The following is a 14,853-nucleotide window of genomic DNA, read 5'->3' as shown; positions in this document are numbered from 1 at the left end:
ACATAATTAGACTTAAATGCAAAAGGTAATAATATGGATACCCAGCCAACAACGACGGCAATAACAGTCACACTTAAAGCGAGAATTCAGCCAGAAAGACGTGCAGACTTAGAAGATGCCTTTATGCATGTTATGCAAAGTATGGAAAAAGATATTCATGTGACAGGTGGTGGCACGTTACTTTCAGACAATGGTGAAATTGATGAGTGTGATATTGAGTTATCTGTTGCAGAGGCGAATGATGAAAATATCAGCTTAATTATTCAATTGTTTTCATCCATGTTGGCGCCGAAAGGATCACGTTTAGTTATTCATGGTGAAGACACTGTGATTGAATTTGGTGATGAAGAAGGGTTAGCCCTTTATTTAAATGGTACTGATTTGCCCGACGAAGTTTATGAAAATAGCGATATTAACGATATTTTCGATAAATTAGATGAGGCTGTAGAAGATATTGGTGCGATCCATGGTGTGTGGGAAGGCCCTACAGAAACAGCATTCTATTTCTATGGCGCATCATTTGCCGAAATGTCATCACTGCTACAACCTTTAATCGATAGCATACCGCTATGCCAAAAATCAAGAGTGGTACAAATCGCCTAGGTTGATTGACTAACCTGACAGTAAGTAAATTGTCAGGTTAGTCGAGCTAAAGCCTATTTATCGGCTTTTGCATGTAAATCTAGCATCAAAATTTTAGAACGGCGTTGGTAGTTATATAGCGCCTGTTTTTTCAATGGCAACATCTCAATCTCTGCGGGAATAAAGCCCCTTTCTTGGAACCAATGAATACTACGTGTGGTTAAAACAAATAGCTTTGCTAACCCTAATTGCTTAGCCTGTAGGGAAACACGATGTAAAAGTTCTTCTCCCCGCGAAGAGCTACGGTAGTCAGGATGCACGGCGACACAAGCCATTTCCCCCAGTTTTTCTTCGGGGTAAGGGTAGAGAGCCGCACAAGCAATCACTAAGTTATCTCGTTCAATGATCGTAAATTTATCGATTTCCATCTCAAGTTGCTCCCGTGAACGTCTTACAAGGATGCCTTGCTGCTCAAGAGGGCGAATTAACTCAAGAATACCGCCGATATCATTAATATTAGCACGACGGATTTGTTCGGCGCTTTCCATGACAATTTGCGTACCAATGCCATCGCGCGAAAAGAGCTCTTGGATTAGCGAGCCATCTTCTTGATAACTTAATAAATGGCTGCGACGAACACCGCGGCGGCAAGCTTTCGCCGCGCCACGTAAAAAGCGCACAGTACCTGAATAATAATCCCCTTCGGATTCCAGCTCTTGGATCCTATCTTCGGCTTCATCGGGGAATAATTCTGATAAAATATTGCCATCTTTATCAGCGACTCCTTGTGAAGAACAAAAGCCGATTAACTTTTCAGCCTTCATTTTCACTGCGAGTTGAGTGGCTATTTCCTCAGAAGTGAGATTAAAACTTTCACCAGTAACAGACACGGCAACCGGACCAATAAGTACGATAGAGCCATTATCCAGTTGTTTATTGATAGCATCTTCATCAATGCGGCGGATACGCCCGCTATGGCAGTAATCAACGCCATCATCCACACCGAGTGGTTGCGCGATCACAAAGTTACCGCTGACAACACTAATATGAGCGCCTTGTAAAGGTGTGTTACTCAGACTCATCGATAAACGAGCCGTAATATCAAGTAATAAGGCACCAGAGGCTTGCTTAACGTATTCAAGTGTATTCGCATCCGTTACGCGGGTATGTTTATGATAAACAGCCTCATAATTATGCTCGGCTAAAATATCTTCGATTTGAGGGCGAGCGCCGTAAACTACGATAATGCGGATACCAAGACTATGTAATAATCCTATATCATTGACAATACTCGGAAAATTCTCATGCGCAATTGCTTCTCCACCAAGCATAATAATAAATGTTTTGCCGCGGTGGGCATTGATATAAGGAACCGAATGGCGAAACTCATCTACCAATTCGGTGCTGCGCTCTTTCATAACCACCCTCTTAACTGAATTTTTATTCGCTATTAATGTATTTTTATTCTTTTTAGCGATAAATATCAAGCAAAATATAGGATAAGACTTGTAACATTTTTATTATTTGGGTTTACATATCTCTATATTTAAATGTGTATTCTTGATGACAGTATGCGAATGATTCGCTAGAGTTTATGTTTCTGGCCTCTATTTGGCTTTTGTTCTAAAATCACCTGATATTCAGTTTTAGGTTCGGAATTATTGATGAGTCACCCAGATCACTGTCCATCTAAACGCCGCCTTTTACAAGGAGCGGCAGCGGTTATGTTGCTTAGTGTCAGCCCATTTGGCTTTGCTGCGAATACAAATGTGATCGCAGTACGTATCTGGCCTGCATCAAGTTATACGCGCGTGACGCTAGAATCGAGTGCTCCATTAAAATATCGCCAGTTGGTACTGCATAACCCTGAACGCATCGTTATCGATTTGGAAGGGGTACAGCTGAACAACATTCTGAAGCAGATGGGAACTCAAATCCAATCTCGCGACCCGCATTTAAAATTAGTACGGGTCGGGCAGTTTGATCCAAAAACAGTGCGTCTTGTTTTTGAAGTCAAAAATAAAGTCAGCCCACAGATTTTTACTATCGCGCCCGTTGCTGAATTTAAAAACCGTTTGGTGTTAGATTTCTATCCGGGTAAAGGGGTAGAAACATCGGACGATCCATTGCTTGCCTTATTGGAAGATTATAATAAAGGCGATTTAGAAGAGAAAATGCCTGCTCAGGCGAAGAAACCGGGTAAAGCAGGTCGAGATCGCCCCATTATTATTATGATTGACCCAGGGCATGGGGGGGAAGATCCCGGCGCAATGGGGAAATACAAAACGCGAGAAAAAGATGTGGTTTTACAAATCGCTCGCCGTTTGAAAGCGTTAATCGATAAAGATCCCAAAATGCGTGCCTATATGACTCGTAACGAGGATGTATTTATTCCATTGAAGGTTAGGGTCGCTAAGGCTCGAAAAATGCAGGCAGACTTGTTTGTTTCGATTCACGCTGATGCCTTTACCAATCGCTCAGCTCACGGTTCATCTGTGTTTGCCTTATCGACTAAAGGTGCCACCAGTAATACCGCTCGTTACCTCGCTCAGACACAGAACGAGGCTGACTTAATTGGTGGGGTGAGCAAAAGTGGTGATGTTTACCTTGACCATACCATGCTTGATTTAGTGCAAACAGCAACCATTAATGACAGCCTCAAATTTGGTGATGAGGTTTTAAAGCGCATGGGCAAAGTCAATCGGCTACATAAAAATAAAGTTGATCAGGCAGGCTTTGCGGTATTGAAGGCGCCGGAGATCCCTTCAATCTTGGTTGAAACAGCCTTTATCAGTAACTTAGAAGAAGAGCGTAAATTGAAAACCGCTAAGTTCCAGCAGCAGATGGCGGAATCTATCTTCCAAGGGATTAAAGCCTATTTTCGTAATGGCGGCGAATTAGCGATTAGAAATTAGCCGCTAGAATAAAATCGATAAATTAGAAAAGGTGACTGGCTGAAAAGTGAGTTGCCTTTTTTATTATTGCATTGATTTAATAGGAAAAATAAGAATTGGTTGCGGGGGCCGGATTTGAACCAACGACCTTCGGGTTATGAGCCCGACGAGCTACCAAGCTGCTCCACCCCGCGACTGAAGAGGTAAATATAACAGGGGATATTGGTTGCGGGAGCCGGATTTGAACCGACGACCTTCGGGTTATGAGCCCGACGAGCTACCAGGCTGCTCCATCCCGCGCCTGAAATATTTTTGATACTAATTTGAAGATTGGTTGCGGGGGCCGGATTTGAACCGACGACCTTCGGGTTATGAGCCCGACGAGCTACCAAGCTGCTCCACCCCGCGTCCGATAGCGGGCACTATACTCGGGATGAGATCTGATGCAAGTTTTTTTGTGTATTTTTTTCAAATTTCCGCATAGATAGAACAAAATATACACTTAGTGGTCAAATATTAATCATTTTAATGGGGCGGTGAGATTGATTAACAGGCAATAGGCTAAATCTTTTTTTAGAGTCGATGATAAAAAATAAATGTGAATTATCCATTGCGGGGAAAAATAATAACCAGTAATAAGTCCACAATTTGTACGGCGATAGGAGAGTAAGTATTTTTAGCCGTTTCATTCTTTATGTGGGTTTGCTATTGTGCGCTTCATATTGGATTGGAGTGGGCGATATAACATGAAATTATGGCAAAAATGGTGTGTAGCAGGTGCGTTTGTATCTTTACTTGTTGGCTGTCAATCTCACCCGACAGATCAAGGGCAGCAGTATAAAGATGGACGTTTAAAGCAAGATCTTCAGCAAGTAAGCCAAGTAAATGTTCAAGGGCGCCCAATCAATTCACAAGATTTTTATCGGCAAGTTAATGAAATCAAGAATGCGTCACCGCGTTTGTTTCAAGGTAACAATGATACCTATCATGCGATTGAAAACTGGCTAGTTGCAGGGGGAGATCCTAAAAAACTGGCGAGTTTCAACTTAACCGCCTTTCAAATGGAAGGGGTGGATAATTATGGTAACGTACAATTTACTGGGTATTACACGCCGGTTATCCAAGCTCGCCGTACCAAACAGGGGGAATTTCAGCACCCACTTTATGCAATGCCACCTAAAGGGAAAAAACGCCTCCCCAGCCGAGCCGCGATATACAATGGTGCTTTAAGCGATAAACTCATTCTAGCCTACAGTAACTCCGCCATGGATAACTTTATGATGGAAGTTCAAGGTAGCGGCTATGTGGATTTTGGTGATGGTAGCCCGCTGAATTTCTTTGGTTATGCGGGGAAAAATGGGCATGCTTATAAGAGCATAGGTAAAGTGCTTGTCGATCGTGGTGAAGTGCCGTTAGAGAAAATGTCACTGCAAGCGATCCACGATTGGGCGAATAGCCATAGCGAACAAGAAGTACGCGAATTACTCGAACAAAATGCTTCCTTTGTTTTCTTCAAACCACAATCATTTGTTCCTGTCAGAGGCGCTAGTGCAGTACCGTTAATTGCTAAAGCATCAGTCGCATCGGATAAAACACTTATTCCGCCAGGCACAGCGCTATTAGCAGAAATACCTGTACTTGATAATGCAGGGAAATTTACGGGACGCTATGAAATGCGTATGATGATTGCCCTAGATGTTGGTGGTGCAATTAAAGGACATCATTTCGATATCTATCATGGAACAGGTCATGAAGCAGGTAGAATGGCCGGTTTTTATAATCATTACGGAAGAGTGTGGGTGTTGAAAAAGAGCCAGCCACTTTTCGGTCATATGTAGTTATTAAGGTTACTATTTACTATGCAAACTAAGCTTTCAGATGCTTGGATGCAGCGTTTTGCTGGGATCGGACGTCTTTATGGACAGCAAGCGCTATCACTTTTTGCTCGTTCTCATATTTGTGTTATTGGGATTGGGGGCGTCGGCGTTTGGGCTGCGGAAGCACTCGCACGGACGGGAATAGGGCAGATTACCCTGATTGATATGGATGATATCTGTATCACTAATACCAATCGTCAGTTACATGCACTTAAATCCACAGTGGGTCAGCCAAAAGTTGAAGTCATGAAAGCACGGATTTTAGAAATAAATCCTGAATGCGTTGTGAATATCGTGGATGATTTTGTGAGCGTAGATAATGTGGCTGAGCTGCTCTCTACGGGGTTTGATTATGTTATTGATGCCATCGATAGTGTCAGGCCGAAGGCGGCTCTGTTGGCCTACTGTCGGCGTTATAAAATCCCCGTTGTAACGACAGGGGGAGCAGGAGGGCAAATCGACCCAACTCAGATCCAAGTAACAGACTTAGCGAAAACGATCCAAGATCCCCTTGCCGCAAAATTACGTGAGCGCCTGAAATCCGATTTTAATGTTGTTAAAAATAGCAAAGGTAAATTAGGCATAGACTGCGTATTTTCAACAGAGCAATTAGTTTATCCGCAAAGTGATGGCTCCGTCTGTGCGGCTAAAAGTACCGCTGACGGCTCTAAAAGAATGGATTGCGCTTCAGGCTTTGGGGCGGCAACGATGGTGACAGCAAGTTTTGGTTTTATTGCAGTATCACATGCTCTGAAGAAGATGGTCGCAAAATTAGAGCGGGAAAATTCGCTCAAAAGCTGAGGCTATTTTCATAGCCTCTAGTACATTATTCGGCAGGTGTCATTTCGCTGGCAAAGTTGCGAATAGTCGTTATTAATGCGGCTATTCCATTTTGTCGAGATTCACTGAGTTGGCCAGATAACCCAGTTCTATTCAAAATATCCTCAAAATCGACAGCGAGGATCGCTTGGCTATTTTTTTGTTCCACTGCGGCTAATAAAATCGCAAATAGCCCTTTAACAACGCGTCCTTCACTATCGCCATAAAAATGAAATGTTTGGTCATCGTTGAGTCTTGCACCAATCCACACTCTGTTTTCGCAACCTTTCACTTCCTGAGTCTGCTGCTTTTGCTCATCAGTCAGAGTCGGTAGTTGACGAGCGAGTTGGATAAGCAAGCGATATTTATCTTCCCACGCTTTTTGTGCTGAAAATTGTTCAATAATCTCTTCAATTTTCAGCGTCGTACCGAAAGGGTGTGGAACAAATGTCGATATTATTGAAGTCATTCGGCTTCCTTATTCATCATTCAGTATTGAGAGTGCAAATTTTACTGCGTTAATAAATTTATCAATATCTTGCTGATCATTGTAAGGCATGACAGAGATGCGTAAGCAGCCTGTAATAGCAATTGCATCCATTAATGGTTGCGTACAATGTTGCCCATAGCGTAATGCAATTTTTTGTTCAGTCAACAATAGGCCCAAATCGCTATGATGTATGCCTGCGAAATTAAAGGAAAGTAGCGGAGTATTAGGCTGGCTATAGCAGATAAACCCCTCTAATTTGCTGAGTTCTTCGTATGCGTAGTGGATGAGTGAACAACAATAGGCCTCAGATTGGTGTAAATCGATGTGAGATAACCAATCAAGAGTGGCTGAAAAGGCAATGACGCCAGCGATATTTGGTGTGCCAGCTTCAAAACAATAAGGAACAGGAGCGGGAGTAAAGCCCTCAAAATTAACTTCTGATAACATTTTACCGCCACCATGCCATGGTGACATCGCAGCCAACAATTGTGGTTTGCCATAGCAAACGCCAAGCCCAGTTGGGCCATATAATTTATGGGCGGAGAAAGCATAAAAATCGATATTCAAAGCGGTGACATCAATTGGGGCATGTACCACACCTTGTGCGCCATCAACGACAACGAGCGCCCCAGCCGCATGAGCTAGTGACGTTACTGCTGCTAAATTTGGTTGATAGCCAGTTACGTTTGACATCTGGGTGATAGCGATCACTTTGCTACGTGGATTAAGTAGCGGCTTAAGGCTTTCAATATCGAGGGTGTAGTGTTGAGTGACAGGCCATTTGACAATTTTTGCACCAGTTTGCTGTGCAAGAATCAGCCAAGGTAATAAATTAGAGTGGTGTTCTAATTCGCTAACAATAATTTCATCATTTGCTGTTAAATGATTTCTAAAATAACTTTGGGCAATAAGGTTAATGGACTCGGTGGTTCCTCGGGTCCAAATAATGGTATTTTCACTCTCTGCATTAATCAATTTCGCGACACGTTTCCTGCCTTGTTCATAATTTTCAGTAATTCGTAACGACTCTGGAGATTGACCTCGATAAACTGAACTGCCAGAGTGACGGTAATAGTTATCTGCGGCTTCAATCATTGAGTTTGGTTTTAAGGCTGTTGCTGCACTATCAAGATGAATCGTTTGAGAATTGATAGCTGGAAATTGTTTTCGAAATTGTGTTGCAGAAAAATGGTACATTATATGTGTTCTTTATCTAAATATTTGGCGTTTGGTTTGTAATCATAATTATTGATGATATTCTCGATTTATTCATCGAAATCTTTTGTTACATTTAATTTTACCGCTGGTTTTTATTAGAGCTTTAGAAAAAATTAGGGAAATGATTATGCCTTTTACTGCATATTGCAATCATTTTTCTTTTGTCTTTTCGGTGATCTCATCTTTGGATGGGGAAAATTCAAGAATTATCTTAAATATTTAACTGATAATATTTTTTGTAAACTGGTTAAAACCTGTCTTGAAAATGTTATTTGCAATTGTTAGGCAAAAAAAAGCACCGCAATTAAAGCGGTGCATCATAAAATCACTATGGACAGACAGGGTAAATGTACAGGAAGTGAAAAAAAACAGTAGCTAAAGCTACAAAGTCTGGCATTCCCAGACAACTTGCAAACACAACATCACAACCACAAAGCCAAAAGTTTCAAAGTAACTAAACTCTGTAACTTTTCGTTCCGGCTTAGGAAGTGTGCATACTATAGGTATTTACTGGCGTATCCTCAATGGACAATTTATAATGCTTCGGATGAGAAAAACTAATGCGTATAACCCTATCAAGTAGAAGTGATTATGTCTAAAAGATTACCGCCACTTAATGCGTTAAGAGTGTTTGATGCCGCCGCTCGTCATTTAAGTTTTACTAAAGCGGCGGAAGAGTTGTTTGTGACCCAAGCCGCTGTGAGTCACCAAATGAAAAGTTTGGAAGATTTCCTCGGGTTAAAGTTATTTCGCCGGCGCAATCGTTCTTTGCTGTTAACAGAAGAAGGCCAAAGTTATTATCTTGATATTAAAGAGATATTTTCTTCTATTAATGAGGCGACAAGGAAATTACAGGCGCGAAGTGCTAAGGGAGCATTAACGGTTAGTTTATCCCCTAGTTTTGCAATACAGTGGCTTGTCCCGCGTCTTTCTAGCTTTAACCAAGCTTATCCGGGGATTGATGTTCGTATTCAGGCCGTTGATAGGGAAGAAGATAAATTAGCGGATGATGTTGATGTGGCTATTTTCTATGGGCGAGGAAATTGGTCTGGTCTAAGGACGGATAGGCTGTATGCTGAATATTTAATGCCAGTTTGTTCTCCGTTATTATTAACGGGGGCGCATCAATTAAAGCAGCCTGAAGACTTAGTCAATCATACGTTATTACATGATTCTTCTCGTCGGGATTGGCAAGCTTATATTCGCCAATTAGAATTGCACAATATTATCAATGTACAACAAGGCCCTATTTTTAGTCATAGTGCTATGGTCATTCAAGCCGCAGTACATGGTCAGGGTGTCGCTTTAACAAATAATGTTATGGCAAAAAATGAAATTGATGCAGGTCGTTTGGTTTGCCCATTCAACGAGGTATTGGTGAGTAAAAACGCGTTTTACCTTGTTTGTCAGGAAAACCAAGCTGATTTGGGAAAAATAGCTGCATTTCGTCAATGGATCTTGACTCAAGCAGCAAGCGAGCAAGAAAAACTGGGGTTTATTACGGGTGACCAAGATATGGCGCTTATTCAGTAATCATATATACCCGTTATTTTTCAAGTTGCAGTTGGTTGCATAGATAGGTAAAACGGCACTCAGTTTATCGTGTTTATCGGGATTTTAAATTAACCCATTGATGCAACTGGGATTATTTAGGGTATGGTTAATAAAAGGTGTTACTGTGAATAGTCGTTTGATGTTAATTTTTGCTGGGATTAGTGGCTTTTTTACTGTGGCTTTTGGTGCCATTGGCTCTCATGCGCTTTCGTCGATTATGAGTGCTCATCAGATGGAATGGATTGAAATCGGTTTGCGGTATCAGATGCTACATACAGTAGCTTTAATGGTGCTAGGGGCGATTTTATTGCGTAAAGTGGTTCTATGGTTTTACTGGTGTGGCGTTTTTTTCGCCGTAGGCATACTTCTTTTCAGTGGTAGCCTTTATTGTATGGCCTTGTTACAGGTAAAATACTTTTCCTATTTTACGCCAATAGGGGGAGTTTGTTTTCTTATTGGCTGGCTGTTGGTCGTTATCGGCGCTATGCGTCTAAGGAAACCGGCGTTACGCCATGAGTAATAAAATTGCATTATATTGCCGTCCAGGCTTTGAAAAAGAGTGTGCGGCCGAAATTACAGATAAAGCTGGGCAAAAAGAGGTTTATGGTTTTGCGCGCGTCAAAGAAAATAGCGGTTATGTTATTTTTGAATGCTATCAAGCTGAAGATGCCGATAAACTTGCCCGCGAGCTACCTTTTCGTGAGCTGATTTTTGCTCGTCAAATGTTTGTGGTTGGGGAACTGCTTAAAGATTTACCTCCAGAAGATCGTGTTACCCCCATTGTGAATGCGCTGAGCCAGCAGGTTGAACGGGCAGGCGATCTTCGCGTTGAAGTTGCTGATACTAATGAAAGCAAAGAGTTGATGAAATTTTGCCGTAAATTTACGGTGCCTTTGCGTAATGCTTTACGACAAGAAAAAGTTTTACTGGCTAAAGAGAATTTCAAACGTCCGGTTATCCATGTTTTCTTTATTGCTTCAGGCTGTTGTTATACCGGATATTCTTACAGTTCGAATAGCTCGCCATTTTATATGGGGATCCCTCGGCTTAAGTTTCCATCGGATGCACCTAGTCGCTCAACATTGAAATTAGAAGAGGCATTTCACATATTTATCCCTTACGATGAGTGGGATGAGCGGCTAGCAAGCGGTATGAATGCGGTGGATCTTGGTGCATGTCCGGGGGGATGGACCTACCAATTAGTTAAGCGCAGTATGATGGTTCATGCCGTGGATAATGGTCCGATGGCGCAAAGCTTGATGGACACGGGGCAAGTTAGGCACCATCAAGTCGATGGTTTTAAATTCGAGCCAAATACGAAAAATATTACTTGGTTAGTGTGTGATATGGTTGAAAAACCGGCGAAAGTCGCTGCGTTAATCACGGAGTGGCTATTGCATGGGTGGTGCCGTGAAACCATTTTCAACTTAAAGCTACCGATGAAAAAGCGCTATGAGGAAGTGTCTCATATCCTTGAAAAGATGCGTACACAATTGGCAGAAAATGGCATCAATGTGCGGATCCAAGCGAAACAGCTGTACCATGACCGCGAAGAAATTACCGTTCATGTACAACGTATTTGGTCTGCTTATGCACCAATACGCGACTAAATCTGATATTTAGTAAGAACATATCATATAGCAAAAACTGCTTCCTAAACGCTGGTTAACAGTGAATGAAGAGGCAGTTTTTTATTGCTTATGGTTTGGGGTGATAGCGCAATTGGTTCAGGTTCCCTTGCAACTGAATATCTGTTCTTAAGGTTGCAATATCGCGGCAAACTTTTGCTATATCAAACTGACCAATAAGCTTTTTTCTCCATTTTTCATCAACGCTATCTAAATGAGCAAATAAGTTCTCAATGGAGTGGTATTGTTGTAGCAGTTGTGTGGCACTTTTAGCACCAATTCCCGCGACACCAGGCACTTTACTGCTGCTGATCCCCGCTAACCCCCAGTAATCAGGTAATTGGCAAGGTTTTACGCCAAATTCTTTTTCGATAAAAGGCACATCTAACCAGCGTTTTTGAAAATAGTCGCGAATACGAATTGAAGGCGACAGTAGTTGGCAATAGCCTTTATCAGTAGAAACGATAGTGACAGTTTGCCCTGCATCGGCGATTTTCTTGGCTAAAGTTGCCGCTAAATCATCCGCTTCGTCACCACTTGATTGCCAGCAGTGGACGCCTTTTGCTTCGAATTGTTTGACTAATGAAGGTAGCTCAGCATATAAATTTTCAGGCATGGGCTGACGGCCTGCTTTATAGTCAGGCAGTTTTTCATGCCGCCAGCTATTGTGCCTACCTTCCTCATCGAATACTGCAACAATATGGGTCGGTGAGGTGTGAGAGATAAGCTGTGCTACCGCAGATAAGCAGGCATCGCCGCAAGGACTGCCTTGTACGGCATGTATGCGGCGAATTAAATTAAGTGCATCAATTATCAGTAAGTGGATCATAAAATTTACGCCATCCTTGGCCTCATTATATTATTTCACTATTTCGTAGCAAGGCTCATAGGCTGTTCCACCCGGCAGTTTCATTCGATGTTGGTCGACAAAACCGCGCAGTAGAATATCCATGCGTTGCATAATTTCTTTATCACCATGAATTTTAAACGGGCCATACTGTTCAATAGCCTTCATACCGACTTCTTTCACGTTACCCGCAACGATACCAGAGAAGGCTCTTCTAAGATCAGAGGCCAGTTTTTCTGGTGATTGACCTGGATACAGATTCAGTGACGCCATATTTTCATGAGTCGGCTCGAAAGGATGCTGTAATTCAGGGTTGATCTTAATTGACCAGTTAAAGCTATAAGCATCGCCTGTGCTACGACGGTTGTCTTTCACCAATGGCATGTGTTTTTTCATTACACGAGCGACTTCTTGGGGATCATCAATGATGATTTGATAGTGTTTGCTGGCTTCTTCACCAAGTGTATGACGAATAAAATCATCTAACACAGAGAAGTACTCGGCACTTTCTTTTGGCCCCGTTAAAACCAATGGCAATACTTGTTCGCTATTTTCAGGATCCATCAAAATGCCTAGCAAATAGAGAAGCTCTTCTGCTGTACCGACGCCCCCAGGGAAAATAATGATCCCATGCGCTAAGCGAACGAATGCTTCAAGGCGCTTTTCGATATCAGGCATGATGATAAGCTCATTGACTAAAGGGTTAGGTGGCTCAGCAGCAATGATAGATGGCTCTGTTAGGCCGATAAAACGGCTATTTTTATAGCGTTGTTGAGCATGGCCAACAGCCGCCCCTTTCATTGGGGCTTCCATGGCTCCAGGGCCACAACCTGTGCAGATATTTAGCTCTCTTAAACCAAGCTCATTACCGACTTTACGGCCATATAGGTACTCGGTTTCGTTGATTGAGTGACCACCCCAGCAAACAATCATGCTTGGATCTTCATCAAGATGCAGTGTACGCGCGTTACGTAATATAGAGAAAATGACGTTAGTTAGGTGAGTGCCATTTCCCAGATCTAAATGCATTTTTTGCTCTGCATTGATGATTTGAGCATGAACAAAGAGGATATCACGCAGTACCGCAAACAGGTTTGCTTGTATAGAACGGATGATTTTACCATCGACAAAAGCATCTTGAGGTGGGTTAATTAGCTCAAGTTTGACACCGCGCTCACGTCGTAATACGTTGATATCGAAGTCAGTATGCTTATCCAATAAATCTTTACTGTTGTCTGTTAAGCTCCCTGAATTTAAAACCGCTAATGAGCAGTTTCTGAACAAGCGATACAAATGACTGCTTGCGGTACGCTTTAACATATCAACTTCAAGTTGAGATAAGAGATCCATGGATCCTAATGGACTGATATGAGTAATCATTTTTTTCCCTTTTAAATCATTTTATTACGGATTGCTCTCCGAAATAATTCGAAATAAATCCAATATCAAATTTCGATTTTTTTCCAACTAAGACCCCTATCATCCTGATACATTCTGGTCATATCCATTGATTTGTGTCCTAAAAGCTGGTTAGCGAACTCATTTGATTTTTCATTCCCATACACTCTGGATGCTAGGCTTCGGATTTCGTGGAACGTCGGCGGAGAACCCTCCCATGACAAACCACTTTTGCTTCTGGCTAGTGAAAAAGCCTTACCAATGGTTTTATCTGCTAGCATATCACCCTTCTGTGAAACCAGCACGAATTCCTTTCCGTTCAATTCATGCTTGCATCTATCTAGCACTGATTGCAAAGTTTTATTAGCTATATTATTTGAAATGGTAAGCGGTATTGCTATTTTAGTTCCTGTTTTCTCTTGCTCTATCCATAAGTAACCATCATAAATGTCATTCCATTTTAATTTTCTAATATCACCAGAGCGCTGTCCTGTTAATATAGCCAAATCCATACTCATGCTAACCCAAGGCTGACAGTGTTCTACAGCGGTGTTGTATATCTGAATATAATCGCTTTCTGACATCCTAGTTCTGGCTATTTTATTCCTTGGAACTCTGGTTGCTATTACGGGGTTAAAATCAACAACACCATCCGACATCGCTTCGTTAAACATATCTTTTAGAATACTCCGCATCAATCTTGCGGTAGTTATATTCCCATCCGAAACAATATTATTTATATAATCAGCAATATCTTTAGTTTTTATTTCATTTAAAGGAACATTATTGAAGCTATTTTTTATCCTTTTTAACCGTCCTTGGTAGTCATCTAGGGTCTTTTTCTTTAAATCACGGAGGAGTATAATCTCACCAAATCTGTCTATCCAATCATGAAATTTTATTGCATCATTACTTGCCATTCTGTTTATTAATGATTCTTTTTTTCCATAAATAAACAAGTTAGCCGAGATGGCTTCATTTACCGCCTCGGCTTTATTTCTTCCTATACCGTATTCAATGCCGGTTTCAGGGTTTCGGTAGCTGTAATATCCTTTTCTACAATATAGGTTAGGTGGTAGGTGAGCGTTTTTGGGACTTCTGTTTCTTGCCATCTGTCTCAATCCTTTTTAACAGTTTGCAGTTTTTATTTAATAGAATGCTTGGGTTAAGATTTTCGTAGTTTGTTATTTTTTGTGCGGATGGGTGTATTAAATATTGATACCCATCAAATGTTGGTGCTGGATATATTTTCCCAGCGCTTATCCACCGCCTTATCGTTTCATCACTTCTTCTGTGCTTTTTTGCGAATTCTCTGACTGTTTGCATTTATGCGCCTCCGTTCTTCCTTTTATATTTCTCATAATCATCCCCGCAATCTTTACTGCAATATGCGCTATTTGGTTTTGCTGGCATTTCTTCGCACCAGATGCACATTCCGTTTATTGATTTAACTATCGGCTGGCGATTTGATAATGCCGCTTGAATGTGTAATTCATTGAGTTCGTTTGCTGAGTCGATAATATCCATAATTCACCTATGCTATTTT

General features: G+C 41.6%; 15 protein-coding genes and 3 tRNA genes. 7 read left to right on the top strand and 11 right to left on the bottom strand.

The features are described from left to right. Positions 1–33 precede the first annotated feature (33 nt). Positions 34–603 (top strand): hypothetical protein, encoded by a 570-nt coding sequence (locus PR833_RS12035; protein ID WP_053110613.1) that lies wholly within the window; start codon positions 34–36, stop codon positions 601–603. A 53-nt stretch (positions 604–656) separates the two neighbouring features. Here the strand turns inward: PR833_RS12035 and argA are convergent, their stop codons facing one another. Then, complete coding sequence (gene argA / locus PR833_RS12030; RefSeq protein WP_014657668.1) at positions 657–2,000, bottom strand: amino-acid N-acetyltransferase; 1,344 nt, start codon at positions 1,998–2,000, stop codon at positions 657–659. A gap of 246 nt (positions 2,001–2,246) precedes the next feature. On the opposite strand from argA, the gene amiC reads away from it, so the two are divergent. Then, positions 2,247–3,497: an N-acetylmuramoyl-L-alanine amidase AmiC gene (gene amiC / locus PR833_RS12025; protein WP_014657669.1), complete on the top strand. Its 1,251-nt coding sequence runs from the start codon at positions 2,247–2,249 to the stop codon at positions 3,495–3,497. A 96-nt stretch (positions 3,498–3,593) separates the two neighbouring features. Here amiC and PR833_RS12020 read toward each other — a convergent pair. From PR833_RS12020 to PR833_RS12010, 3 genes are all read right to left on the bottom strand, one after another. Next, a tRNA-Met gene (locus PR833_RS12020) sits at positions 3,594–3,670 on the bottom strand. Positions 3,671–3,699: 29 nt separating this feature from the next. After that, positions 3,700–3,776 (bottom strand) — tRNA-Met (locus PR833_RS12015). Positions 3,777–3,807: 31 nt separating this feature from the next. Further along, positions 3,808–3,884: transfer RNA gene (locus PR833_RS12010), tRNA-Met, on the bottom strand. A 338-nt stretch (positions 3,885–4,222) separates the two neighbouring features. On the opposite strand from PR833_RS12010, the gene mltA reads away from it, so the two are divergent. Further along, positions 4,223–5,314: a murein transglycosylase A gene (gene mltA / locus PR833_RS12005; protein ID WP_004924922.1), complete on the top strand. Its 1,092-nt coding sequence runs from the start codon at positions 4,223–4,225 to the stop codon at positions 5,312–5,314. A gap of 21 nt (positions 5,315–5,335) precedes the next feature. Next, positions 5,336–6,154 (top strand): tRNA cyclic N6-threonylcarbamoyladenosine(37) synthase TcdA, encoded by an 819-nt coding sequence (gene tcdA, locus PR833_RS12000; protein WP_014657670.1) that lies wholly within the window; start codon positions 5,336–5,338, stop codon positions 6,152–6,154. Positions 6,155–6,179: 25 nt separating this feature from the next. Here the strand turns inward: tcdA and csdE are convergent, their stop codons facing one another. Further along, positions 6,180–6,641 carry a cysteine desulfurase sulfur acceptor subunit CsdE gene (gene csdE, locus PR833_RS11995; RefSeq protein ID WP_004924917.1) on the bottom strand — a complete coding sequence of 154 codons (462 nt, stop codon included), beginning with the start codon at positions 6,639–6,641 and terminating at the stop codon, positions 6,180–6,182. 9 nt (positions 6,642–6,650) lie between these two features. After that, positions 6,651–7,859 (bottom strand): cysteine desulfurase CsdA, encoded by a 1,209-nt coding sequence (csdA, locus tag PR833_RS11990; protein ID WP_014657672.1) that lies wholly within the window; start codon positions 7,857–7,859, stop codon positions 6,651–6,653. Positions 7,860–8,471: 612 nt separating this feature from the next. On the opposite strand from csdA, the gene PR833_RS11985 reads away from it, so the two are divergent. The 3 genes from PR833_RS11985 (at position 8,472) to rlmM (ending at position 11,044) form a co-directional block, all read left to right on the top strand. Beyond that, entirely contained in the window at positions 8,472–9,413 is a 942-nt protein-coding gene (locus tag PR833_RS11985; RefSeq protein ID WP_004916582.1) for a transcriptional regulator GcvA, read from the top strand. 145 nt (positions 9,414–9,558) lie between these two features. Further along, positions 9,559–9,954 carry a DUF423 domain-containing protein gene (locus tag PR833_RS11980; RefSeq protein ID WP_014657673.1) on the top strand — a complete coding sequence of 132 codons (396 nt, stop codon included), beginning with the start codon at positions 9,559–9,561 and terminating at the stop codon, positions 9,952–9,954. Then, the gene (gene rlmM, locus PR833_RS11975; RefSeq protein WP_004916579.1) at positions 9,947–11,044 is read left to right on the top strand and encodes a 23S rRNA (cytidine(2498)-2'-O)-methyltransferase RlmM; all 1,098 of its coding nucleotides are present in this window, start codon (positions 9,947–9,949) and stop codon (positions 11,042–11,044) included. The genes PR833_RS11980 and rlmM overlap by 8 nt, the downstream gene beginning before the upstream one ends. Before the next feature lie 88 nt (positions 11,045–11,132). Here rlmM and xni read toward each other — a convergent pair whose 3' ends face one another. The 5 genes from xni to PR833_RS11950 all read right to left on the bottom strand — a co-directional run bounded on the left by xni (position 11,133) and on the right by PR833_RS11950 (position 14,834). Next, entirely contained in the window at positions 11,133–11,891 is a 759-nt protein-coding gene (xni, locus tag PR833_RS11970; RefSeq protein WP_036943252.1) for a flap endonuclease Xni, read from the bottom strand. 30 nt (positions 11,892–11,921) lie between these two features. Beyond that, positions 11,922–13,289 (bottom strand): nucleotide 5'-monophosphate nucleosidase PpnN, encoded by a 1,368-nt coding sequence (gene ppnN, locus PR833_RS11965; protein ID WP_014657675.1) that lies wholly within the window; start codon positions 13,287–13,289, stop codon positions 11,922–11,924. A 65-nt stretch (positions 13,290–13,354) separates the two neighbouring features. After that, positions 13,355–14,419 (bottom strand): site-specific integrase, encoded by a 1,065-nt coding sequence (locus PR833_RS11960; RefSeq protein ID WP_272526170.1) that lies wholly within the window; start codon positions 14,417–14,419, stop codon positions 13,355–13,357. After that, the gene (locus PR833_RS11955) at positions 14,376–14,633 is read right to left on the bottom strand and encodes an excisionase (RefSeq protein ID WP_071599637.1); all 258 of its coding nucleotides are present in this window, start codon (positions 14,631–14,633) and stop codon (positions 14,376–14,378) included. Before PR833_RS11955 ends, PR833_RS11960 begins: the two co-directional genes overlap by 44 nt. Beyond that, entirely contained in the window at positions 14,634–14,834 is a 201-nt protein-coding gene (locus tag PR833_RS11950; RefSeq protein ID WP_272526169.1) for a hypothetical protein, read from the bottom strand. Positions 14,835–14,853 lie beyond the last annotated feature (19 nt).

It is taken from the genome of Providencia sp. PROV189 (genome assembly GCF_028480065.1).
GTDB classification, from domain to species: domain Bacteria; phylum Pseudomonadota; class Gammaproteobacteria; order Enterobacterales; family Enterobacteriaceae; genus Providencia; species Providencia stuartii.
The sequence above is the reverse complement of the archived record's forward strand: the minus strand, read 5'-3'. Positions and strand labels throughout refer to the sequence as shown.